The sequence below is a fragment of the Pseudomonas sp. S8 genome, assembly GCF_050473925.1.
Classification (GTDB): Bacteria; Pseudomonadota; Gammaproteobacteria; order Pseudomonadales; family Pseudomonadaceae; genus Aquipseudomonas; species Aquipseudomonas parakoreensis.
On the sequence record NZ_JBFDVZ010000016.1, the window covers coordinates 5,642,148 to 5,666,165 of the forward strand.

Here is a 24,018-nt window from a genome sequence, read left to right on the forward strand (position 1 = left end):
GTCTCATGTTGACGGTGGTGTCGACCACTCGAGCAGAAGCGGGGCATCGCCGTGCCCCGCTGCTTTTGCCCTAGAGGTTTGCGAAATGCCGGATACCCAGCGGTTTACCGATATCGCCGCGCCAGATCGCCTCGACCTGTGCCCCGCTGGCGGCCTGAACCTGCTGCCATTGCAGGCCGAGGTTGCGTTGCTCCGGCAATTTCAGGTGCGCCTTGACGAAGTCAGCAAACGGCACCTTGTCCGAGGTGTAGTGAAAATGCGCGTACCACAGCGTGCGCGGCGGCGTGGAGGTGAGGTCGCGCACGGCGTATTCCTGAAGGAAATCCTTGCGTCCATCAGCCCTTTTGCCCAGTGCCCGCAGCGGACCTTCGCGGCGGATATCCACCACTTGCTGTTGCAGCAGATAATCCAGATAGCCTTCAGTGGGCGTCTTGCTGCGCAGTGACTGATCAATGCGCAGCGTACGACCGGTACGGCGCAGTTCGCGGGCCTTGTCGTGCAGTTGCAGCACCACCGGTTCGGTCGGCGACAGTCGCTCGATGGCCTGGGCACGGGTGCTCAGTTCGGTCGCTTCGCTGCTGAGCATGTGTTCCAGATCCACCGGCAGCATGTCCTGGCGGGCATAGCCCTGCACCTTGTTGCTGTAAACCGGAACAGCTGCCAGACGTTTGCGCGCTTCGACCAGCAGTGGCTGAACGTCAGTTGGCAACGTTGCTGGCGTCGGGGCGGTGCGCACTTGCAGATGGTATTTGCCACCGGAGCGCGGCAGCCAGGTTTCGCGGAATCCGTCGATGCCTTCAATGGTGATGCGTTTTTCCCGGGTGCCGGCGTCGATGCTTTCCGTGCCGATCAGCAACTGGTTGTCCTCGGTTTCGAACAGTTGCTTGCCGCCAGGCTCTTTCGGCTTGATTGGCGCACGTTGTCTGATCGCATGCCGCGCCTGCGCTTCGACCTGAGTCAGCCCCTCGAGGAACAGCCCGACCTGTTCCAGATCCAGATGCTGTGCATAACCCAGTGTCCAGGCGTTCAACTGACGACGGAAATCGGCATAGATCTGCAGGCAATCCTCAAGGACCCGATTGCGCTGGACCAGGCTGGCGCTGACCTCTGGCAGGTGATGCTGGGTCAGCAACGCGCGCCCGACCTTGGTCCGGGCGTCTTTGAGCTGGGTATGGAAATACGCCCAGGACAGGTCAGTGACCGCATCGTAGCGGGCAATGATTTCCAGCAGATGCGCAGTTCTCAGGTAGTGATGCGTGTTGTCTCCCAGGTTGCGGTTGATAGCGGCCATGTCTTTCGCCATCCGGGCTTTCTGCGCGCGGTTGCTGATGCGGTTGTTCCACAGTCTGGCCTGCTCGGTGATCGCATGCAGTTGATCGAACTCCTTGAGGAAATCCTCGCGCGCGCGCTTGCGCCGGGCCATGAGTGTGATATGAACGCTGGTGTGGTCGAAGGGCACGGCATCGGACTCGGCGACCAGTGCGTCGATCCGGTTCAGGTGTTCCAGCAAGCGGTCGCGAGCGACGGTGACGCGCTGCACGGCGCGGTCGACCACGATCCAGGCGCAGCGGCTCTGGATGGCTTCAATCTGCAGACGTTTGCGGCCGTGGCTCAGAGGCATCAATTCGACAAGGTTGTCGTATTGGGCGATCGCGACGTCGATGTCATTCAGGCAGGCTGTGTCAACGGCTGTCTGCAGGGGCTTGCGCTGGGCAATATCGAGGTTCTGATAGTTCTCCAGCAACTGGTTGGTGGCGCGGGTCTGAGCATCGAGGCGCCGGGTGTAGTTGTCGGCGGTGTTGGTCAGGGTCATTTGCCGGCGCAGTTGTCGATCGGTCCACCAGCGCGGTAGCCACTGGCGGATCGGCGCAGGCCAAAGCGGATCCAGGCCGTCGACCAGATGTCCGAGCACTGCGCCGCCGCCAGGACCGCCACCGTCCATGACAGTGCCGTGCACCGCATAGTGGGTGTTCCACTGACCGCTGTCGTCGAGGGCGATCGGTTGTTTGTAGCCGCGCATCCAAGTGCCGTAAAGCCTCCAGCCACGCGGTGCATCGCTGAGCTGAACGCGATAGATGCGGCCCTGACGAACGATGAAATCGCCATCGGCGTGACGATAGACGTTGCGATAAACACCGTGGGTGGCCGGGTGCAGGCCGGCCAGGGAAATGTCGAATTCGTACTCGTAACCCTTGAAGCGGTCGAGCGACTGCCGGGCCCGTTGCCAGGACGACGACATGGTGGCGAATCCGCCCAGGGCCGCGCGTTGCCGCTGACGGGTGGCCAGACGTGCTGCTGCGGGGGCCGAGACGGTTCCGGGCAGCACATCCATTGCCGCGTCGATCAGTGACAGCAGCAGCGCTTCCACCTCGGCCAGACCATGCCCGAGCTCGCCGCGCAAGAACGCCGCGACGGCCAGATTGGCGCTGTTCCAGGCGTCATACAGGGCCACTGCCGCCCCCACGAACGGCACCATGCCGATGGCCATTTTCAGATAGTTGAACAACGCCCCGGATTTCAGTGCACAGCGTTCCAGATACAACGCATCGTTGGAACGCGAACTGCTGCGATGGGCTTCCAGCAACCGGCCCATGTGCACGTTCAATAGATGAATGGCCAGCGATGTGGTCGCCGGCCAGGCCATTCCGACGCCGATCAGAGCGTCGAAATTGCGCAATTGCGCCTGATTGATACGGCTGACATGGCTGGCAAAATCGCCGCTCACGGCGCGTCCGGCCAGGTAATTGACCATTTTGCTGTCCATACAACGCCTGAACAGATCCATTCGCGCCTGTTCCAGCGTCGGGTACTGCCGCAGGAAGATGGCGTCGGTGCTGTCGGGCAGGTAGAGCAGGGTCAGGCCACTGTTCTGTTCGACAATGAACGTCAGCCCGGCGAGCGTGCTCGGTCCCTGATGCGCGGTGTCTTCTCCACCGACCGTCAGGTGCACCGGCAGCAGCGCGATGCGCTTCCCATCAACGGCATACGCCTGGGGTGAAGTCGCGTCGATGGCGACCTTCAGTACGGCATGGCCGGCACTGTCGATGTGCCGTTGCAGCAGGGCGAATTCACCTTGCAACCTGAGCATCAGCCGCCACGGCTCGCTCAGGCATTCGCGGCGCCAGGCCTGCTGAAACGCAGGCTCTGCCGGCGCGCCGAAAAACACCTGGCGAATCTGTTCTTCGTAACGTCCGGGCAGATCGAGCTCGGTCACCAGTTTGCGCAAGTAGACCGGGTTGAGTCCGGCTTCGACGCGCTGCCGATCGGTTTCGTCCTCGGCACGGATCCTGGCCTGCATGAACGACAGTCGCCACCACATGGCTTGATCGATGTTGTGCTGTGCCAGTTGTTCGAGGGCGAGATCGCTGCGCTTGTCGCTCGCGGTCAGGACATTGCGTTGCGGCGTGCCAGGCGCAGCCCCTTCCATCACGGTTTTTTGCCAGACCGTCGAATCGGGCAGATCGAGGCTCACGCTCACGCTTTGTTTGAGCGCGAAGTCCGCGCGCAAGCGGGCGTCGATGCGTTTTTCGGCGAACGCCTGACGCGACGGCAGCTCCCGTTCGAGCAGCGCATGGGCGCGATGCATGGCGCCGAGGTAGTGGCTGATCAGCGCTTTGAGCGTGGTCCGGTGCGCCGCGTCGAGGTTGTCGAACCACTCGGGCAGGCTGCCGGCCAGCGCGGCGCTGCGGTCTTGCGCCTGACGTTCGGCAAATGCCCGTTCGCGGGCCTGCGCGATCGGCACGGTCAGGCGTGGCAAGTGTTGTTCGCGCAACTTTTCCATCTCGGCCTGGCGCTCGCCGGCACGGCCGGGCAGCGGGTTGTCGCGCAGGATCTGTGCGGCCTGTTGTTCGCATTGATAGAGCTGCTGATCGAGTGACCAGGCGAGCGGGTCATCGGTCAGTGGTGTCAGGTGCAGGGTCAGCCCGCCGTCCTGGGGCGAGTGTTTGAACACGTTCTGCTCCAGTGCCGCACGCGAAGCAAAACATTGCAGGCCGCCAAACTCGCCGGGCCAGTAAAGCAGCAGGCTGTCGGTGGAACCGGGGGCCAGCGCTGCAGGGGGGGCGATGATCAGTACACCTGGCAGCTCCTCGACGGCGCTGATGTTGTCGTCTGTCGTTGCCAACGATATGCAGGCGATGACCCCGTCCGTTGGCGGCAGGTGGTGTCCTGGTGCGTCCAGCATTGCGATGACTCGCCGATGTTCCGCGACGGACAGTTGCTCCAGCGTCCGTTGCAGTTCGACCTCCGCGCGCAGCCCTGCGATACGCGCCTGCAGCAAGGCCTGGTAATGCTCGTTTGAGCGGCGGCGTAATTCGAGCAGGGTCAGCGGATTGTGACTGTCGAGCAGGGCCGATGCGGCGTCATGACTGGCCTGCTGAGCCTCGCTCAAGGCGACGAGTCGTTGTGCCAGTTGTTGACGTTGCGGACTGTTCGGCTCGGCGTCGCCAAACAAGCGGTCAAGCGCACGCTGTTCAAGCGCCAGCGTCTGCCGGCGCAGATCCAGGGGAATGTCGGCCATCAGCAAACCGAAGGGCGCGACCTCATCGACGCTTGGCCCGGCACTTTGCGGCAGAGCGGGCGTGATCGGGAAAAACTTGTCGAGTGCGATCCCGTTGTCGCCAGTGACGGGCGAACTCGACAGCAGCGGTTCAACGCCGCGCTTGAGCGGATCACTGCCGAATTCGATGAAGTCCAGCGAGGAGACTCGCAGTCGCTCCGGTTGCTGATCCAGCCAGCGCTCAAGGTCGGCCTGTTTTTCGAAGCGGAGCAACGGTTGTGGGTGTGCGGGCAGGTAAAGCAGCAGCGTTTCCTCCAACTGAAGCAGCAGCGTGCCGTACAGGCGCACCCGGCTGTTATCGACACGATTGAGTACCGGTTGCGCGACCCGCAGATCCGCCGCGACCTGGCTCGACGGGGTGAGAAGCTGCTCAAGCCTGTGGCGTTGTGAGGTGTCGAGCTTGCCTTCGGCAGCCGCCCATTGAAGCGCGGCCTCAAAGTGCTGCTGATAGAGACTCAAGGCATGCTCGCGTCGTGACAGCGCAGTGCCGGGCGCGCGGGCATCCCACCAGGCGCTTTCGGGTTGCCCGGGATGCCGGGCCATGAGGTCCAGCCATTGCTGGTGACAGTCGTTCAGACGAGCCGTGGCCAACAGGTGCAGATGTTGATCGACGTTGGGCTGTAGCCGCTGATCAAGGCCGAAGTCGGCTGTTACAAGGGGAGGCGAATGGGTCATGCGACAGGGCTCCAGAGGGCATGCAGACCGGGTAATTCCGGTTTTCATGCCTATTAGAGGCGCGCTGTCACAAGCCCATGCGGTACATGGTTATCGCTGGGGGAGTGGTTTTGTTGCAGAGGATGTACAGACCGTTCCGGCCTGATTCGTTGTCGGAGAATGACCGCTCGGCAAACTTCATCAAACTGTCACGCAACTGTGGCAGCGCGCTTGAACAAACTTCATCAGACTCGCGCTCTACTGGGGTTCTGCGTTTCGGTGTTTTTTCATGCGTTTATTTTTTCTGTTGGCCGCGCTGTTGTTCGGCCTGCCGTCGATGGCGGCTTCGCGTTGCGACGTCAATGTACCGACTGAACGGGTCGATCTGGCCCAGGTGAGCCTGGCGTACCAGAGCATCGGCCGTGCTTCGGATCCGGCGTTGTTGCTGGTCATGGGTTTGGGCGGCCAGTTGATTCACTGGCCGGACGAGGTGGTGGTTGCGCTCTGTCAGCAGGGTTTTCGGGTGATCCGCTATGACAACCGCGATGTCGGTCTGTCGACCTGGCGTCAGGCCCCGGCCGACGCCAACCTGACCTTTGAAGTGCTGCGTTACAAGCTCGGATTGCCGGTGTCGGCACCGTACTCGCTGAGCGACATGGCCGATGACGCGCTGGGGTTGATGGACGCGCTGCACATCGAGCAGTTTCACGTGCTGGGTGCCAGCATGGGCGGGATGATCGCCCAGCACTTGGCGGCGATGGCGCCACAACGGGTGGAAAGCCTGACACTGATCATGACCAGCTCCGGCGCCGAAGGCTTGCCGGCACCGAGTGCGGCGCTGGTGCAACTGCTGGCGCGGCGTGGCGCGCCGAATCGCGAAGTGGCGCTGGAGCAGCAGGCCGATCTGCTGGCAGCGCTCGGCAGCCCGGCTGTCACGGATGACCGGCAGGCGTTGCTGCATCAGGCGGCGGTGGCCTACGACCGGGCGTTCAACCCGGAAGGCGTGAAGCGCCAGATCATGGCGATCCTCGCCGAGCCGAGCCGGGTGACGTTGCTCAATCAACTGCGGGTGCCGACCCTGGTGGTGCACGGCACGGCGGATCCGCTGTTGCCGGTGATGCACGGCGTGCATCTGGCGGCGCATATTCGTGGCAGTCAGTTGAAGCTGATTCCGGGGCTGGCCCATCGTTTTCAAGAGGCGTTCAAGGCGCCGTTGCTGGCGGCGGTGTTGCCGTATTTGCAAGCGCATCGTGAAGACACGTCGCACTGGGCGCAGATCGAGCCGGTGGCAAGCGGCAACCTGCTGTAGCTGAGGTTTTGACGGTGTTGACTCGGGCCTCTTCGCGAGCAAGCCGGCTCCCACATTTGCAATGCGGTTCGCTTGAGGGAGCGGACTGTGATCAGCTGTGCAGGCGTACCCACACCGAGACCAGTACGGTCGCCGCGATCAACCACGCGACCACCGCCACCGCCAGTGACGCTTCCAGGCGCATGCGGTCGACCATCACGTACAGCGTCGCCAGATAGATGAAGTAGGGAATGATCGACCACATGCCGAACACGATGGTCGCTTTCAGATCATCGACCGAACGGCCCTTGCCGACGATGTAGTGGGCAATCAGCGCGAAGGTCGGAAACAGCGGCACCAGTCCGGCGATGTAATAGTTTTTGGTCTTCGACAGCGCGGCGAGGATCACCACCACTGCGGCGCCGAGGGCGGCTTTGAGAATCAGATCCATCAGTGGCTCAACCCGTATTTTTTCACTTTGTCGAACAGCGTGGTCTTGGCCATGCCCAGCTCCAGGCTGGCCTGGGTCAGGTTGCCGCCACTGCGTTGCAAGGCGTCATTGAGCAGATTGCGCTCGAAGGCTTCCACCGCTTCGGCGAACGCCAGCCCCTGACCGCCGCTGCTGGCGCCGGACTTCTTGAACGCCGGCAGGCCGAGGGCAAAGCGCTCGGCGACGTTACGCAGTTCGCGCACGTTGCCCGGCCAGTCGTGGCTCATCAGGTTTGACAGGGTCTGGTTGTCCAGCTCGGGCAACGCGCGGTCGAAACGCAGCGCCGACTGCTGGGTGAAGTGTTCGAACAGTTGCAGGATGTCCTCGCGGCGCTCGCGCAGCGGCGGCAGTTCCAGCGTCACCACGTTGAGGCGGTAGTACAAGTCGCTGCGAAACTCGCCGGCCTTGCTCGCTTCGTCGAGGTCGGATTTGGTCGCGGCGATCACCCGGCAATCCACCGCCACGCTCTGGTTCGAGCCGAGGCGTTCGAGGGTGCGTTCCTGCAATACACGCAGCAGTTTGATCTGCAACGGCAGCGGCATGCTTTCCACTTCATCGAGGAACAGCGTGCCGCCGTCGGCGTGTTCGATCTTGCCGATGCGCCGTTTGCCGGCACCGGTGAAGGCGTTGGCTTCGTGGCCGAAAATCTCGCTTTCGAACAGGTTCTCCGGCAGGCCGCCACAGTTCAGCGCGACGAATTGCTTGGTGTGGCGGCGGCTGAAGTCGTGCAGACAACGGGCGACCAGTTCCTTGCCGGTGCCGGTCTCGCCTTCGATCAATACGTTGGCCGAGGTGTCGGCGACGTTGGCGATCAGTTCACGCAGGTTCTGCATCGCGGGGGAACGACCGATGATCCGGCCTTCGAGGGAGTCGCGTTCGGCCAGTTGCCGACGCAGCGACGAGACTTCGCGGGCGAGGCTGCGTTGCTCCAGTGCGCGGCGGGCGACGTCGACCAGACGCTCCGGCGAGAATGGTTTCTCCATGAAATCGTAGGCGCCTTTCTGCATCGCACCGACTGCCATTGAGATGTCACCATGACCGGTGATCAGCACCACCGGCAGACTGCGGTCGCGTTGCTTGAGGCGGGTCAGCAGTTCCAGGCCATCGATGCCCGGCAGGCGGATGTCGCTGATGACGATGCCGGCGAAGTTGTCGCCAACCTGCTCCAGCGCTTCTTCGGCACTGCCGACACCGATGCAGGGAATGTCTTCCAGGGTCAGTGCCTGCTGGCAGCCGAGCAGCACATGGGGGTCGTCTTCGACGATCAGCACACTAAGGTCGTGGTTCATATTGGCTCGGCAGGAGTAGGGCTTACCAACGGTAAACTGAGGACGAAGGTGGTGCCACCGCTGGCCGGATGTTCGACACCCAGGTGCCCGCCGGTGGCGGCAGCGAGGCTGGCGGAGAGGGTCAGGCCGAGGCCCAGGCCCTGTTCGCCGGGTTTGGTGGTGAAGAACGGCTCGAACAGATGCTTGCGCGCCTCGGCATCGACGCCGTGGCCGTTGTCGCGCACCCGCAAACGATATTTGCCGTTGAACTCTTCGCCCTCCAGCCACAGTTCCGGCTGCGGCTGCGCCTGCATGGCGTCGAGGGCATTGCCGATCAGGTTGACCAGAATCTGTTCGAGGCGGGTCTGGTCGATCTGCACTTGCACGTCGATGAATTGCCGATGCAGTTGCAGTGACGCGCTCTCGACCCTGGCACCCAGCACCTGCAGCGCGGCGTCCACCGCTTTGCCGAGACTGGCCTGGCCCTTGTCGTCCCCGCGTCGGGCGAACGAGCGCAGGCTGGCCGTGATCCGGCCCATGCGGTCGATCAGGTCATTGATGGTCTTGAGGTTGGTGCTGGCGACGTCGAGCTGGCCGCGTTCGAGGAACCGAATGGTGTTGCCGGACAGGGTGCGCATCGCCGCCAGCGGCTGGTTCAATTCGTGGGCAATGCTGGTCGACATCTGTCCGATGGCTGCGAGTTTGCCGGCCTGCACCAGTTCGTCCTGAGCGCGGCGCAGGGTTTCTTCGGCCTGCCGTCGTTCGCGGATCTGGCTCTTGAGGCGTTCGTTGCTGGCGCGCAGGTCGCCGGTGCGTTCGGTGATCCGTCGCTCGAGTTGACTGTTGGCCTCCTGCAAGGCTTCGCGAGCGGCGAGGCGGGTGGCGATGACCTTGCGCCGCTCGTTCCAGGCAATCAGCAAAAACGCCACCAGAGCGAACGCCACCGCCACCAGAATGCCTTGGTTGATCGCTTCGCGGCGCAGGTCCTGCAACGGCGTGAGCAAGGTGAAATTCCACGGTGTGTCGCTCAGTGGCCGGGTCTGAGCCAGATAGCTGATGCTGTCGTCATCGGCGCTCACTTCGCTGTTGGCGGGGAAGGTCAGTTTCTCCACGCCTTCGGCCAGGGTTTCGCGGGCCAGTGGTTGCAGTTCGTTGAGCGGGAACCAGTAATACTGCAGGCTGCGGGCGAGCTTCTCTTTGGTTTCATCGCTCAGCGGAACCACCGATTTCAGGCGCCGCGCCGGATCGCTGGAAAGAATGATGATGCCGTTCTCGTCGCTGACGAAGGCTTCCAGACGGGCGCGCTGCCAGCGTTCTTCCAGGGCTTCGAGACGCACTTTGACCACGGCGACGCCAATGATCTTGCCGTGCTCTTCCAGGCCGTGGGCGAGGTAGTAACCGGGTTCGCCGCTGGTGCTGCCGATGCCGTAGAAACGTCCGGGTTCGCCGCGCACGGCTTTCTGGAAATAGGCGCGGAACGACAGGTCTTCACCGAGGTAACTGTCGACGTCGCGCCAGTTGCTGGTGGCCATCACGCGGCCGGTGGTGTCCATGACATAGATGGCCCGACTGCGGCTGCGCCGGTTCAGGCCTTCAAGGTAAGCATTGACCGTTTGCCGGTGTTCCGGGGTCGGGTCGGCCAGCAATTGCGGGACGCTGGTTTCCAGTTCCAGCAGGCTGGGCAGGTAGGTGTATTTGCTGATCTCGCTTTCGACGGTGCGCGCGTGCAGTTCAAGCTGACGCTGGCCGTTTTCGCTGAGGCTGCGGATGCCGAAATGTTCACTGGTCCAGAAACCGGCGTAACCCAGTCCGATCATCAGCACGATGATCAGCGGCGGCAGAAACAGATGGCGAATCAGACGAGGCTTCACGGCAAGTGATGGCGGCGCTGCGCGATAGAGATTGGGGTCGCATTTCATCACAGTTGCCTTGGGTCAACCAGCATGGCTAACAGCATCCTGGTTTGTTCGAGCGCGGAACCTGTGGCGAGGGGATTTATCCCCGATCGGCTGCAAAGCAGTCGTCAAACCGGCAGATGCGGTTTGATTTTGAAATGCTGGGGTCGCTTCGCGGCCCATCGGGGATAAATCCCCTCGCCACAAAGCTCCCTCGCCACAGCGTTCAGTGTGTTGCTTTTAGTGCTGCAGGATTTTCTCGAGGAAATGCTGCGCGCGTTCGGAGCGTTGGCTGATGTCGCCAAAGAACTCTTCTTTCTTGCAGTCTTCGATGATCTTGCCGGCATCCATGAAAATCACGCGGTCAGCCACTTTGCGGGCGAAGCCCATTTCGTGGGTTACGCACATCATGGTCATGCCTTCCTGGGCCAGTTGCACCATCACGTCGAGCACTTCGTTGACCATTTCCGGATCGAGCGCCGAGGTCGGTTCGTCGAACAGCATGACGATCGGGTCCATCGCCAGCGCACGGGCAATCGCCACACGCTGCTGCTGACCGCCGGACAGTTGCCCCGGGTGCTTGTGGGCATGCGCCGACAGGCCAACGCGTTCCAGCAGTTGCAGACCTTTTTTGGTCGCTTCTTCCTTGCTGCGGCCCAATACCTTGATCTGCGCAATGGTCAGGTTTTCGGTAATGGTCAGGTGCGGGAACAGCTCGAAATGCTGGAACACCATGCCGACGCGCGAGCGCAGTTTCGGCAGGTTGGTCTTCGGGTCGGCAATCGAGGTGCCATCGACGACGATGTCGCCTTTCTGGAACGGCTCCAGCGCGTTGACGCACTTGATCAGGGTCGACTTGCCCGAGCCCGACGGGCCGCAGACCACGATCACTTCGCCTTTCTTGACCTCGGTGCTGCAATCAGTCAGCACCTGGAAGTCGCCATACCACTTGTTGATGTTCTTGATGGAGATCATACGGCAAACCTTTTTTGCAGACGCTTGACCAGCAGCGAGGCGGAAAAGCTGATGATGAAGTAAACGACACCGGCAAAGATCAGGAACTCGTTGGAACGACCGATGATGTCGCCGCTGGAGCGGGCGGAGTTGAGGAAGTCCACCAGGCCCACGGTGTAGACCAGCGAGGTGTCCTGGAACAGGATGATCGACTGTTGCAGCAGCAACGGGGTCATCTTGCGGAACGCCTGGGGCAGGATGATCAGACGCATGGTCTGGCCATAGGTCATGCCCATCGCCTGCGCGGCGGCCATCTGGCCTTTGGGGATCGACTGCACGCCGGCCCGGACGATTTCACAGAAGTACGCGGCTTCGAACATCATGAAGGCCACGACGCAGGAGGTGAACGCGCCGATCGGGGTGTCTTCGCCGGTGATCCAGCGCAGCACGAACGGTACCGCGAGGTAGAACCAGGTGATCACCAGCAGCAGCGGGATCGAGCGGAAATAGTTCACATAGGCGCCGGCCACGCGGGACAGCAGTTTGCTGGACGACAGGCGCATCAGCGCGAGGATCGTACCGAGCACGATGCCGCCGACCACGCCCATGAGCATGAGCTTCAAGGTCATGAGCATGCCGTTCCACAGGCCCGGGATCGCGGGGATGATGCCGCTGAAATCGAAGTCCATTATTTACCCCCCACGGAGATCAGGCCGGGCACCGCGACTTTCTTCTCGACCATGCGCATCAGCAGCATCAGGCTCATGTTCAGGGTGAAGTAGATCAGCGTGGCCAGGGTGAACGCTTCAAACAGGTTGGCCGAGAATTCGGCGGTCTGTTTGGTTTGCGCCAGCAGTTCCATCAGGCCGATCAGGGACGCCACGGAGGAGTTCTTGAAGACGTTGAGGAATTCCGAGGTCAGCGGCGGAATGATGATGCGGTAGGCCTGGGGCAGCAGCACGTTCCAGTAGATCTGCGGCAGCTTGAAACCCATGGCGCGGGCAGCGGATTCCTGGCCCCGCGGCAGCGCCTGGATACCGGTGCGCACTTGCTCGCAGACCCGGGCGGCGGTGAACAGGCCCAGGCACACGACGACGCTCAGGTAGGCCGAGGTGGTCGGGTTCAGATCCTGTTTGTACCAGTCCTGCAGGTTTTGCGGCAGCAGGTCGGGCACCAGGAAGTACCAGATGAACAGCTGAACCAGCAGCGGCACGTTGCGAAACAGCTCGACGTAGCACGTCGCGATGCCCGACACGAGGCGGCTCGGCACGGTGCGCATGACCCCCAGAATGGAGCCCAGCAGCAAAGCGATGATCCAGGCCACGACGGCGATGGCAATGGTCCAGCCCAGACCGGAAATGAACCAGTCGAGATACGTCTCGCTGCCCACGCCGGTGGACTTGAAGAACACGCCCCAGTCCCAGTTGTAATTCATTAGGGTCTCCCCTCGAAATCGATCGATGTACAAGCACCCGCTTGGGGAAGATCCTTTCCCGTCCGACGTTGAACGTCGGGCACACGCGATCGGCTCGGAAACCGCCTGGTCGAGTGTTCCACAGTAAAGCCAGCAGGTAGTAACAGACGTCTGAGGGAGGTTGCTCCCTCAGACGACAGGTTAGTCAGGAATCAGATTTTTACGTCAGGCGCAGGCTTGTCGCTCGGATTGGCGATCAGCTCTTTCACCTTGTCGCTCATCGGGAAGTTGAGGTTCAGGCCTTTCGGTGGAATCGCGCTTTCGAACCACTTCTTGTAGATCTTGTTGATTTCACCGGACTTGTACAGGCCGACGATGGCGTCATCCACCGCTTTCTTGAACGCCGGGTCGTCTTTACGCACCATGCACGCGTAGGCTTCGAAGGACTGTGGCGTACCGGTGATGACCCAGTCAGTCGGCTTCTTGGCCTTGGCTTCTTCACCGGCCAGCAGGGCGTCGTCCATCATGAAGGCAACGGCGCGGCCGCTTTCCAGCATGTTGAAGGATTCGCCGTGGTCCTTGGCGGAGATGATGTTCATGCCCATCTGCTTGTCGGCGTTCATCGCTTTGATGATGCGCTCGGACGTGGTGCCGGCGGTGGTCACGACGTTTTTGCCCTTGAGGTCGGCGAAGTCTTTGTAGGACGGGTTGCCATCCTTGTCTTTCTTGACCAGCAGACGGGTGCCGATTTCGAAGATGTTGACGGTGAAGTCGACCTGTTGGGCGCGTTCGGCGTTGTTGGTGGTCGAGCCGCACTCGATATCCGCGGTGCCGTTCTGGATCAGCGGGATACGGGTTTGCGAGGTCACCAGGTTGTACTTGACCTGCAGGTCTGGCTTGTTCAGGTCTTTTTTCAGGGCTTCAACGATGGCCACTTGAATGTCGTGGGAGTAGCCCACTGGCTTGCCGGAAGCATCCGCGATGTAGGAAAACGGGATGGAGCTGTCGCGGTGAGCGAGGGTGATGGTGCCGGAATCGTTGATTTTCTTCAGGGTGCCGGTGAGTTCGGCGGCGAAAACTGGTGTGCTGATCAGAGCGGCCGCAATGGCTGCGCCCAGGATAGGGGGAACGATGCGCATCAAATTTTCCTCGAATTGTTTTTTTTATGGAGCCAGTTCGTCGGCCCTTTTGTGCTTCGAATGCCTGACGGCTCCTGAAGTGTTGGCACGGCAGGCATTCGTCGAGAGAGTGTAGAGCATGAGTCGTGCCAGACCAGTTGCGGTGGGTCAACTGATTGATTAATAAGGAAATTAAAGTTTTTAGTTAATGTTTTTGGCTGAAATTGATCCGGTTATCCGAATCGACCGGGAGGTCGCGTTCGGAAAACCGAACGATCTTTTAATCGCCGCCCTCATATTGATGATCGTTCGAGCCCACATTCCCTTGTGGCAGGCAAAGTAAGTCACGCAGCAAAAAGCCCCTGAATCTCTCAATTCAGGGGCTTTCGTTTTAAGCGATGTTCAAATCACGCCGCTTCAGTCTTGCGGTTCTGCTCGACCTTGCCCAGGTAGGCCGCCAGTTTCTCCTGCTCGGCCGGGGTGGTGAACAGGCCCAGTTTGCTGCGACGCCACAAAATGTCGTGCGCCGTGGTCGCCCATTCTTCGTTGCACAGGTAGTCAACCTCACGGGTATAGAGCCCGCCGCCGAGGTGTTCGCCCATGTCGGCCAGCGTTTCCACGCCTTCGAGCATGCGCCAGGTGCGGCTGCCGTAGGTGGTGGCCCAGCGGCGAGCGATTTCGCTCGGGACGAAGTCGAACTTGTCGCGGATCTGTGCGCTCAAGGCTTGTGGGGTGGTCATGTCTTCGCCGCCGGGCAGGGTCGCGGTGGCGGTCCAGCTCGGGCGCATCTGGGTGAAGTACGGCATCAACTGGGCCATCGCCGACTCTGCGAGCTTGCGGTAGGTGGTCAGCTTGCCGCCGAACACCGACAGCAGCGGTGCCTCTTCGCCGCCGCCAGACAGGGCCAGGGTGTAGTCGCGGGTCACGGCCGACGGGTTGTCGGATTCGTCATTGCACAGCGGGCGCACGCCCGAGTAGCTGTGCTGGATGTCGTCGCGGCTGATCTGCTTCTTGAAGTGGGCGTTGACCACTTTCAGCAGGTAATCGGTTTCGCCGTCGGTGATTGCCACTTTTGCCGGATCGCCGGTGTACTCACGGTCGGTGGTGCCGATCAGAGTGAAGTGGTTCAGGTACGGAATAGTGAAAACGATGCGCTGATCTTCGTTTTGCAGGATATGCGCGTGATCGCCTTCGTACAGCTTCGGCACAATGATGTGGCTGCCCTGAATCAGGCGAATGCCGTACGGCGATTCCATCTTCAGGTCGTCACGGATGAACTTGGCGACCCATGGACCGGCGGCGTTCACCAGCGCTTTGGCGGTGATCGAAAACAGGCTGCCATCGGCGCGTTCCAGGTTCAGGTACCACAGACCCTTGGCGCGGCGGGCGCTGACGCAACGGGTCTGGGTGTGAATGTGCGCGCCGTGTTCACGAGCAGCCATCGCATTCAACACAACGAGGCGGGCGTCATCGACCCAGCAGTCGGAGTATTCGAAGCCTTTCTTGATTTCGCTTTTCAGTGCGCTGTCGGCGCCGAACTTCAGGCTTTTCGAACCTGGCAGCTTTTCGCGCTTGCCGAGGTTGTCATAAAGGAACAGGCCCGCGCGGATCATCCACGCCGGACGCAGGTGCGGGCGGTGCGGCAGCACGAAACGCATCGGCTTGACGATGTGTGGCGCCTTGGCCAGCAGCACTTCGCGCTCGGCCAGTGCTTCACGCACTAGACGAAATTCGTAATGTTCGAGGTAGCGCAGGCCACCGTGGATCAGCTTGCTGCTGGCCGACGAAGTGTGGCTGGCCAGGTCATCCTTTTCGCAAAGGAACACCGAAAGACCGCGACCGGCGGCATCCGCTGCAATCCCCACGCCATTGATCCCGCCGCCAATCACGGCAACATCATAGATCTCGGCAATCGGGGGCGTACGCAAGGTAGAGGTGGACATCGGCTGGCCTCGGGCTCTTTTGATTTTCTGTCTTGGAAATCGAACATAAATGTTCATTTGTGAAAATGGTAGCCCATAAAGACGCGCGCAGCCAGTCGCCTTCGATTGAAAAAACTCATCGAAGGACGGCTAAAAGAAAATATTCGAACATTATTGCGGCGGGGATGGTCTCTGTGGCGAGGGGATTTATCCCCGATGGGCCGCGTAGCGGCCCCTCAATGTTGGATATCAGGCACACCGCATTGGGTGGTTTTGGGACTGCTTCGCAGCTCATCGGGGATAAATCCCCTCGCCACAGGGGAATGTCGACGGGTTTAAACGACTTCCAGGCGAATCTTGTGCTGGCTCAGCAATTGCGCCAGCGCCGGCACCGGTTGCTGATCGGTCACCAGGCAGTCGATCAGGCTGATCGGCCCCAAACGAATCATCGCGTTACGCCCGAATTTGCTCGAGTCCGCCGCCAGAATCACCTGTCGCGCGTTGGCGATGATCGCCTGCGACACGCGTACTTCCTGATAATCGAAGTCGAGCAGGCTGCCGTCTTCGTCGATGCCGCTGATACCCACCAGGGCGAAATCAACCTTGAACTGATTGATGAAGTCCACGCTCGCCTGACCGACCACGCCACCATCACGGCGCACGTTGCCGCCAGTCAGCAGCACATCGAAATCATCCTTGGCACTGAGCATTGAGGCGACGTGCAGGTTGTTGGTGATGATCTTCAGATGGTTGTGATTGAGCAGGGCGCGGGCAATCGATTCGGTGGTGGTGCCGATGTTGATGAACAGCGAGGCGTGATCGGGGATCTGCGCCGCGATGGCTTCACCGATGCGTTGTTTTTCGTCGCGCATCTGATCGGCGCGCATCGCATAGGCGGTGTTTTCGACGCTGGAATCGTAGGCCGCGCCGCCATGGTAGCGACGCAACAGATTGGCTTCCGCGAGCTGATTGATGTCGCGGCGGATGGTTTGCGGGGTCACAACGAACAGCGTGGCCATTTCCTCGATGCTCACATAGCCGCGTTCGCGGACCAGCTCGAGGATTTGCTGCTGACGGGGAGGCAGATTCATGGGGCTTCCTTTGGGCTGCCGTGCAAAATTTGCCCATGATGACGCAGGAATCTCCTCCCGACCAGTTTCCAAACAACGTGAAAGCTACTGCGCTCGGCAATCCTGCGTTAAAAACAGGCTCGGACTGCTCATTTACAAACCCGTAAACTCCGCGTCCTCGCCTGTTTTTGCCTTGTCTTGCCTTCGCTCGCTACGCTTTCACGCTGTTTGGACAGCTTAAGTCAGTCTTCAGACTGGCTTATTCAGCGTCTTCACGCGCCCAGTCACGGGTGCGGCTGACGGCTTTTTTCCAGCCTTTGTACAGTTTCTCTTTCTCGACTTCGTCCAGGCTCGGTTCGAACTCCCGCTCGATTACCGCTTTGCCGCGCAGTTCTTCCAGGCTGCCCCAGAAACCGCACGCCAGACCGGCCAGATACGCCGCGCCCAGTGCCGTGGTTTCGCGCATTTGCGGGCGCTCGACCTGGGTGCCGAGGATGTCGGCCTGGAACTGCATGAGGAAGTTGTTGGCGACCGCGCCGCCGTCCACGCGCAGGGCCTTGAGGCGTTCGCCGGAGTCCTGTTGCATGGCGTCGAGCACATCGCGGGTCTGGTAGGCGATCGATTCCAGCGCGGCACGGATGATGTGATCCACGCGCACGCCGCGCGTCAGGCCGAACAGTGCGCCACGGGCATACGGGTCCCAGTACGGAGCGCCCAGACCGGTGAACGCCGGTACCAGGTACACGCCGTTGCTGTCCTTCACTTTGTTGGCGAAGTATTCGGTGTCGTGAGCGTCGTTGACGATCTTCAGTTCATCGCGCAGCCACTGCACGGTCGAGCCACCGTTGAAAACTGCGCCTTCCAGGGCGTAAGCCACTTCGCCACGCGGGCCGCAAGCGATGGTGGTGAGCATGCCGTGCTGCGACTTCACCGCTTTGTCGCCGGTGTTCATCAGCAGGAAGCAGCCAGTGCCGTAGGTGTTTTTTGCCTGGCCCGGCTCGACGCACATCTGGCCGAACAGTGCCGCTTGCTGGTCACCGGCGATACCGCCGATGGCGATGCCGCTCTTGGTGCGACCGTAGATTTCCGAAGACGCTTTCACTTCCGGGAGCATCTCGCGCGGGATGTCGAGGATTTCCAGCATCTTCGAGTCCCACTCCAGCGAGTGGATGTTGAAGAGCATGGTGCGCGAGGCGTTGGTGTAGTCGGTGACGTGCACCTTGCCGCCGGTGAATTTCCAGATCAGCCAGCTATCGACGGTGCCGAACAGCAGTTCGCCGTTACGCGCACGCTCGCGGCTGCCTTCGACGTTGTCGAGGATCCACTTCAGTTTAGTGCCGGAGAAGTACGGGTCGGTGACCAGACCGGTGTTGTCGCGGATGTACTCTTCATGGCCATCGCGCTTGAGCTGCTGGCAGATCTCGGTGCTGCGGCGGCACTGCCAGACGATGGCGTTGTACACCGGACGACCGGTGGTCTTGTCCCAGACCACCGTGGTTTCACGCTGGTTGGTGATACCGATGGCGGCGACCTGATCGTGATGCAGACCGGCCTGGGCCAGCGCTTCGACCATTACCGCGCTCTGGGTGGCAAAGATTTCCATCGGATCGTGTTCGACCCAACCGGCTTGCGGGTAATGCTGGGCGAATTCGCGCTGGGCGGTGCAGACCACGTTCGCGTCGCGGTCGAAGATGATTGCGCGGGAGCTGGTCGTACCCTGATCGAGGGCAATGATGTAGTTCTTATTCTGAATGTCGGTCATGTCGATTGCCTTGGACGAAATAAGGGAGAGTGGGCCGTGGCGCGGGTTCTAAATGGGCAGGAGCCCGCGCCGACTGTTTCAAGAAGTTCTTGGTTTGCCGTCAATGGCCGGTTCTGCATCCTTTGTAGCAGGTGTGGCGCCGGTCAGGTGACGGGCAATGAGCCCGCGATACCCGGCGGCGCCGAGGCAGGCACCGACAATCGGTGCAAAAATCGGTATCAGGAAGTACGGAATATCGCGGCCGCCAGTGAAGGAAATTTCACCCCAGCCGGCGAAGAAAGTCATCAGTTTCGGACCGAAGTCCCGTGCCGGGTTCATCGCAAAACCGGTCAGCGGGCCCATCGAACTGCCGATCACGGCAATCAGCAAACCGATCAGCAGCGGGGCCATCGGGCCTTTCGGCAGACCGTTGTTGTCGTCGGTCAGGGCCATGATCACGCCCATCAGGATCGCGGTGATGATCATCTCGACCAGGAACGCCTGGGCGGTGGACAGCACTGGGTTGGGGAACGTCGAGAACACCGAGGCCAGTTCGAGGCTGGCGGCCGTGCCACGCACCATGTGATGGGTTTGTTCGTAATCGAAGAACAGGTTGCTGTACAGCGTGTAAACCAACAGCGCGCCGCAGAAGGCGCCAGCGATCTGCGACAGGATATAGAACGGCAGTTTGCGCTTTTCGAAGTCGGCGAAAATGCTCAGGGCGATACTCACGGCAGGGTTCAGGTGCGCGCCGGAAACGCCGGCGGTCAGGTAGATCGCCATGCTCACGCCGACGCCCCAGATGATACTGATTTCCCACAGACCGAAGCTGGCGCCCGCGACTTTGAGCGCGGCGACACAGCCAGTGCCGAAAAAGATCAGAAGTGCAGTCCCCAGAAACTCGGCCAGGCATTGGCCGGAAAGCGATGGTTGCTGTAAAGCAGTTGTCATTGAAAACCTCGGTTTTTGTTGTTGTCTGGCGCGTTTGCCGTCAGGGCAAGGCGCGATTTTCCCCGGGGCAGGATCCCCATCCTGTTCCCGGTTTACTGCTGGGTGCTGCGGTGCCGATAATTCTTACATTATTCAGATTCGAAAAAATATAGACAAGAAACAAACCTGTCAAAGGTCGAAAGTGAACCATCGGTCACAATTCAACTATCAACCTGCTGAATGGTCCTGCCGATGGCGGCGGCGATAGCCTGGCGGCTCATGCGCAAAGCCCGGAAAACGGGGCTTGCGCTAGAGCCTTTTGCGTTGTGATGACCTAGAATCCGGCGCAGGATTTTTCTGTTGATGCCGAGCCTGGAGCTGCCATGACCCCTGCGTTGGACTTGTTGAAAAAAGTTCGTGCCGAACATCGCGTGCACAGTTACGAACATGACCCGAAGGCCGCGTCCTACGGGCTGGAGGCCGCAGAGAAACTGGCGCTGGAGCCGGCGCAGGTGTTCAAGACGTTGCTCGCTGCCAGCGAAAAAGGTGAATTGCTGGTGGCGGTGGTGCCGGTCGTCGGAAGCCTTGATCTCAAGGGGCTGGCACACGCGGCGGGCGTGAAGAAAGTCGAAATGGCTGACCCGGCGGCGGCGCAGCGTTCCACCGGTTACCTGCTGGGCGGGATCAGTCCGCTGGGGCAGAAGAAGCGTCTGCGCACCTTCATCGATAACTCGGCTCAGGGTTTTGCGACTATTTATGTCAGTGCTGGCCGACGTGGCCTGGAGGTCGAGTTGGCGCCCGCCGTGCTCGCCGAGCACACCCAGGCCAAATTTGCCGACATCGGTCGGGTATAACGCTGAATTCTGTATGAAGAAAATTGGCCGGTTCTGTCACTGGCGCTGAACCGGCCCGCGCCGCATGCTCTGCCCACGGACTTAGGGAGAAGGTTATGCAGCTTGAGTTTCATCAGGTCGACGCGTTCAGCGACCGGCCGTTCAGTGGCAATCCGGCGATGGTGTATCGGCTCGACGCATGGCTTGCGGATGAGTTGATGCAGAAGATCGCCGCCGAACACAATCTGGCGGAAACCGCGTTCGTGGTGCGCGAAGGCGCCGCGTGGCACATCCGCTGGTTCACTCCGACCACCGAAGTGCCATTGTGCGGGCATGCGACGCTGGCCAGTGCCCACGTGTTGTTCGAGGTCTACAAGGAAAACGTCGAGCGTCTGGACTTCACCTGCAAGTCCGGGCCGTTGAGCGTCAGCCGCGAAGGCGATCGCCTGTGGCTGGACTTTCCGTCGATCGTGCCATCGGCGATTGGCGTGACGCTGGATGTCGAGCGTGCGCTGGGTGTCGAGGCGGTGGATGTGCTCGGTTCCAACGAGTTGTTCGTGGTGCTGGAGTCGGAGCAGGCAGTGCTCGACTGCACACCGGACATGGTCGCGCTGGCGAAACTGCCGTGGCTCGGCGCCATCGTGACGGCGCGCGGCAATCAGCATGATTTTGTCTCGCGTTATTTCGCGCCGGCCATTGGTATCAACGAAGACCCGGTCACTGGTTCGACGCATTGCAGCTTGATTCCGTACTGGTCGAAACGTCTGGGCAAGTCGAGCCTGACCGCGTGCCAGCGTTCGGCGCGGGGCGGGGAGTTGTTCTGTCGGCTGGAGGGGGAGCGGGTGAAGATCGGCGGGAATGCGACGCTGGTGGCCAGCGGTACACTGATCCTCGGTTAACGCAAGACTTTGTTGGAGTGAGCCTTTGTAGTGAGGGGATTTATCCCCGATGGGCTGAGCAGCAGCCCCAAACCATTACTTGCACAGTGCCAGGCACTCCGCGGTGCAGGTTAAAGGGCCGCTTCGCGCCCCATCGGGGATAAATCCCCTCACCACAAAAAACCTCCACACTCCGATGTTCTGTTTGATCAGAGGGCGGTGCTGTAGCGGCGGACGCCGTTTTCCACTGCCGGGATTTGTGCGGCGGTGCTGCCCGATGCCTGGAACAGGACCAGGTGTTCTGCAGCAACCCGAATCCCGACATCCGTACCCACCTGATGGTCCGCATGGCTGGGGAAGATCGATTCCAGCTGCGCGCCGGTCGGCAGTTGCAGGCGATACAGGGTCGAGGCACCGAGGAAGGTCTTGCCGACGATGCGTGCTTTCAACGCGCTGTCCGGCGCATAAACGATGTCATCCGGACGCAGCAACACATCCACCGCGCCGCCCACAGGCCAGGTATAGGCCCGGTTGCCGCGCAGTTCGCCGAGTTCGGTCTGCACCGATTCCGGGCTGCCGAGCTGACCGCGAATGAAATAACCCTGACCAATGAAACTGGCCACAAAAGGCGTCGCCGGCTCGTGGTAGAGATTGTAGGGTGTGTCCCACTGCTCCAGCCGACCTTCCTTGAATACGCCAACGTGATCGCTCACGGCGAAGGCTTCTTCCTGGTCGTGGGTCACCAGAATCGCACTGGTGCCACGGGCATTGAGGATGTCACGCACTTCGTGACTGAGCTTGCGCCGCAGTTCGCCATCGAGGTTGGAGAACGGTTCGTCGAGCAGCAGCAGTTGCGGTTCCGGCGCCAGTGCGCGGGCGAGGGCGACGCGTTGTTGCTGGCCGCCGGAGAGCTCGTGCGGGAAGCGTTTGCCGAGGTTCTTCAGGTTGACCAGCTCCAGCAGCTCTTCGGTGACGCGCGCCTTGTTCGGGTGCTTGCGGATCCCGAAGGCGATGTTGTCCGCGACGCTGAGGTGCGGGAACAGTGCGTAGTCCTGGAACACCATGCCGATCCGGCGTTTCTCCGGGGCCAGAGTGAAACCGGCGCTGGAAATGGTTTCGCCGCCCAAAGTGATTTCCCCTTCGTGCACCGGTTCAAAACCGGCAATCGCGCGCAGGGTGGTGGTCTTGCCGCAGCCGGACGAGCCGAGCAGGCAGCCGATGTCGCCGGCGTTGAGGTGCAGATTGAGGTTCTGCACCACGCGTTGATCTTGGTAGCCGCAAGCGAGGTTGCGCAGGTTCAGCAGTAATTCATGACTCATGCGTGGTGATATGCCGGTTCGACGAGGAACTCAAGCAGGGCCTTCTGTGCGTGGAGACGGTTTTCTGCCTGATCCCAGGCAACGGAGCGCGGGTCATCGAGCAGGTCGAGGCTGATTTCTTCACCGCGGTGCGCCGGCAGGCAGTGCATGAACAGCACATCTTCAGCCGCCAGATCGAGCAGGGCGCGGGTCACCTGGAACGGTGCAAACAGCTTCAGGCGCTTGGCAGTTTCCTCTTCCTGACCCATCGAAGTCCAGACGTCAGTGCTCACCAGGTGCGCACCGCGCACGGCGTCTTGCGGATCACGGACGATGGTCACGCGATCGCCGGCGCGGGCGACGAACTCAGGATTGGGCTCGTAGCCTTGCGGGCAGGCAACGCGCAACTGGAAGTCGAACTGGATCGCCGCTTCTATATAGCTGTTGCACATGTTGTTGCCGTCGCCGATCCACGCCACGGTCTTGCCCTGAATCGAGCCACGGTGTTCGAGGAAGGTCTGCATGTCGGCCAGCAACTGGCACGGGTGCAGGTCATCGGACAGGCCGTTGATCACTGGCACGCGCGAGTTGGCGGCGAATTCGGTCAGGGTGCTGTGGGCAAAGGTACGGATCATCACCGCGTCGAGCATGCTCGACATGACGATGGCGCAGTCGCCAATCGGCTCGCCACGGCCCAGCTGGGTGTCACGCGGCGACAGGAAGATCGCCTGGCCACCGAGCTGGATCATGCCGGCCTCGAAGGAGATCCGGGTACGGGTCGAGGATTTCTCGAAAATCATCCCCAGGACGCGGTTTTTCAGCGGCTCGAACAGTACGCCGCGGTTACGCAGGTCCTTGAGCTCAACGCCTCGACGGATCACGCTGACCAGCTCTTCGGGCGTGCAATCCATCAGGGAGAGAAAGTGCCTTGCGCTCATCATTGACTACCTTTTTGTTACAAACCGCAGATGCTCAAAGCCTTGTTTAACGGAACAACGGGCGAGACCTGCGGCGTAAGCCGCACGGGGCGACGAAATAGGGGGAGGCGCGATATTGACACTAAATGTCGCGTTACGCCAATAGGCTACGGATTTTGCGGGATTCGGTGGGGCGTCGGATGTTGCTGTCGCACATTTGATGAAGCCGGGTTCAGAGCCGCTACGAGCCTCTTTGTACACTGGCCTTGCAGGGCTTGGCAATTCAGCGTGGCGGGGATCGAGTCGCCTGGGTCGGTTTACGACCGTGGCGCCATGCCATCACTTGGTCGGATGCTCGGACTGAAACATTTGCTAAAGCAAAGTGCTGGGTTATAAATAAGTTTCGAGCGACGCAGGAAGCCTCCGCATGGAATCGAAAGAAAAACTGTTAATGGAACTGCTGGGTCACACGGCTCGCTCTTTGACCCATCTCACCGCGTCGGTGACCTCAATGTCCTTCGAACTGCTGCGCAGCGACGACGAAGTGGTCAAGACCGCCGGCCGTCACATGATCGATCGCATGGCGACCATCAGTGCCGGGCTCGACGAGCACTGGCGGCTGATCGGCGAACTCACCGGCGTGCACATCGCTCACGAGCAGATCGAGACCATTCAGGAAATCCAGTTGCAGGCGCCGCCGCAGCTGCCGTCCAACTGAACCTGACAGGCTATCGGCTCGCCTGATAGCCGTCGATTCACAAGACGAACATCGCTGGCATCGCTCCCTTGC

General features: G+C 60.9%; 18 protein-coding genes. 4 read left to right on the forward strand and 14 right to left on the reverse strand.

The annotated features are described in order from the left end of the window. Positions 1 to 70: 70 nt before the first annotated feature. Positions 71 to 5,233 (reverse strand): dermonecrotic toxin domain-containing protein, encoded by a 5,163-nt coding sequence (locus AB1J88_RS26700; RefSeq protein ID WP_430292336.1) that lies wholly within the window; start codon positions 5,231 to 5,233, stop codon positions 71 to 73. Between the two features lie 268 nt (positions 5,234 to 5,501). On the opposite strand from AB1J88_RS26700, the gene AB1J88_RS26705 reads away from it, so the two are divergent. After that, a complete protein-coding gene (locus AB1J88_RS26705) occupies positions 5,502 to 6,521 on the forward strand; it encodes an alpha/beta fold hydrolase (RefSeq protein ID WP_222018498.1) in 1,020 nt (339 codons plus the stop codon). Between the two features lie 91 nt (positions 6,522 to 6,612). On the opposite strand, the gene AB1J88_RS26710 is transcribed toward AB1J88_RS26705, so the two are convergent. From AB1J88_RS26710 to AB1J88_RS26760, 11 genes are all read right to left on the reverse strand, one after another. Continuing rightward, positions 6,613 to 6,942: a GlpM family protein gene (locus tag AB1J88_RS26710; RefSeq protein ID WP_198758263.1), complete on the reverse strand. Its 330-nt coding sequence runs from the start codon at positions 6,940 to 6,942 to the stop codon at positions 6,613 to 6,615. 8 nt (positions 6,943 to 6,950) lie between these two features. Beyond that, positions 6,951 to 8,279, reverse strand: coding sequence for a sigma-54-dependent transcriptional regulator (locus AB1J88_RS26715; RefSeq protein WP_041068329.1), 1,329 nt, complete (start codon positions 8,277 to 8,279; stop codon positions 6,951 to 6,953). Next, a complete protein-coding gene (locus AB1J88_RS26720) occupies positions 8,276 to 10,177 on the reverse strand; it encodes a sensor histidine kinase (protein WP_047296219.1) in 1,902 nt (633 codons plus the stop codon). Before AB1J88_RS26720 ends, AB1J88_RS26715 begins: the two co-directional genes overlap by 4 nt. Before the next feature lie 216 nt (positions 10,178 to 10,393). Continuing rightward, the gene (locus AB1J88_RS26725; protein ID WP_041068333.1) at positions 10,394 to 11,128 is read right to left on the reverse strand and encodes an amino acid ABC transporter ATP-binding protein; all 735 of its coding nucleotides are present in this window, start codon (positions 11,126 to 11,128) and stop codon (positions 10,394 to 10,396) included. Continuing rightward, entirely contained in the window at positions 11,125 to 11,796 is a 672-nt protein-coding gene (locus tag AB1J88_RS26730) for an amino acid ABC transporter permease (RefSeq protein ID WP_047296216.1), read from the reverse strand. Before AB1J88_RS26730 ends, AB1J88_RS26725 begins: the two co-directional genes overlap by 4 nt. Continuing rightward, positions 11,796 to 12,542 (reverse strand): amino acid ABC transporter permease, encoded by a 747-nt coding sequence (locus tag AB1J88_RS26735; protein WP_041068336.1) that lies wholly within the window; start codon positions 12,540 to 12,542, stop codon positions 11,796 to 11,798. Before AB1J88_RS26735 ends, AB1J88_RS26730 begins: the two co-directional genes overlap by 1 nt. 191 nt (positions 12,543 to 12,733) lie before the next feature. Continuing rightward, entirely contained in the window at positions 12,734 to 13,660 is a 927-nt protein-coding gene (locus tag AB1J88_RS26740; RefSeq protein ID WP_108183679.1) for a glutamate/aspartate ABC transporter substrate-binding protein, read from the reverse strand. A gap of 386 nt (positions 13,661 to 14,046) precedes the next feature. Continuing rightward, a complete protein-coding gene (glpD, locus tag AB1J88_RS26745; RefSeq protein WP_430292339.1) occupies positions 14,047 to 15,582 on the reverse strand; it encodes a glycerol-3-phosphate dehydrogenase in 1,536 nt (511 codons plus the stop codon). 314 nt (positions 15,583 to 15,896) lie between these two features. Further along, on the reverse strand, positions 15,897 to 16,652 hold the full coding sequence (locus AB1J88_RS26750; RefSeq protein ID WP_007916700.1) for a DeoR/GlpR family transcriptional regulator: 756 nt from the start codon (positions 16,650 to 16,652) through the stop codon (positions 15,897 to 15,899). Positions 16,653 to 16,890: 238 nt separating this feature from the next. Further along, positions 16,891 to 18,393, reverse strand: coding sequence for a glycerol kinase GlpK (gene glpK, locus AB1J88_RS26755; RefSeq protein ID WP_041068348.1), 1,503 nt, complete (start codon positions 18,391 to 18,393; stop codon positions 16,891 to 16,893). A gap of 78 nt (positions 18,394 to 18,471) precedes the next feature. Continuing rightward, positions 18,472 to 19,323, reverse strand: a complete 852-nt coding sequence (locus AB1J88_RS26760) for an MIP/aquaporin family protein (RefSeq protein WP_027612073.1) — start codon at positions 19,321 to 19,323, stop codon at positions 18,472 to 18,474. A 362-nt stretch (positions 19,324 to 19,685) separates the two neighbouring features. Between AB1J88_RS26760 and ybaK the strand changes: the two genes are divergently transcribed. Then, positions 19,686 to 20,156: a Cys-tRNA(Pro) deacylase gene (gene ybaK / locus AB1J88_RS26765; protein WP_041068352.1), complete on the forward strand. Its 471-nt coding sequence runs from the start codon at positions 19,686 to 19,688 to the stop codon at positions 20,154 to 20,156. 95 nt (positions 20,157 to 20,251) lie between these two features. Then, a complete protein-coding gene (locus AB1J88_RS26770; protein ID WP_041068354.1) occupies positions 20,252 to 21,034 on the forward strand; it encodes a PhzF family phenazine biosynthesis protein in 783 nt (260 codons plus the stop codon). Between the two features lie 188 nt (positions 21,035 to 21,222). On the opposite strand, the gene AB1J88_RS26775 is transcribed toward AB1J88_RS26770, so the two are convergent. Next, complete coding sequence (locus tag AB1J88_RS26775) at positions 21,223 to 22,332, reverse strand: ABC transporter ATP-binding protein (protein ID WP_430292342.1); 1,110 nt, start codon at positions 22,330 to 22,332, stop codon at positions 21,223 to 21,225. Beyond that, a complete protein-coding gene (gene argF / locus AB1J88_RS26780) occupies positions 22,329 to 23,249 on the reverse strand; it encodes an ornithine carbamoyltransferase (protein ID WP_047296204.1) in 921 nt (306 codons plus the stop codon). Before argF ends, AB1J88_RS26775 begins: the two co-directional genes overlap by 4 nt. 406 nt (positions 23,250 to 23,655) lie before the next feature. Between argF and AB1J88_RS26785 the strand changes: the two genes are divergently transcribed. Beyond that, positions 23,656 to 23,946 (forward strand): hypothetical protein, encoded by a 291-nt coding sequence (locus tag AB1J88_RS26785; RefSeq protein WP_041068361.1) that lies wholly within the window; start codon positions 23,656 to 23,658, stop codon positions 23,944 to 23,946. The last annotated feature ends 72 nt before the right edge of the window (positions 23,947 to 24,018 follow it).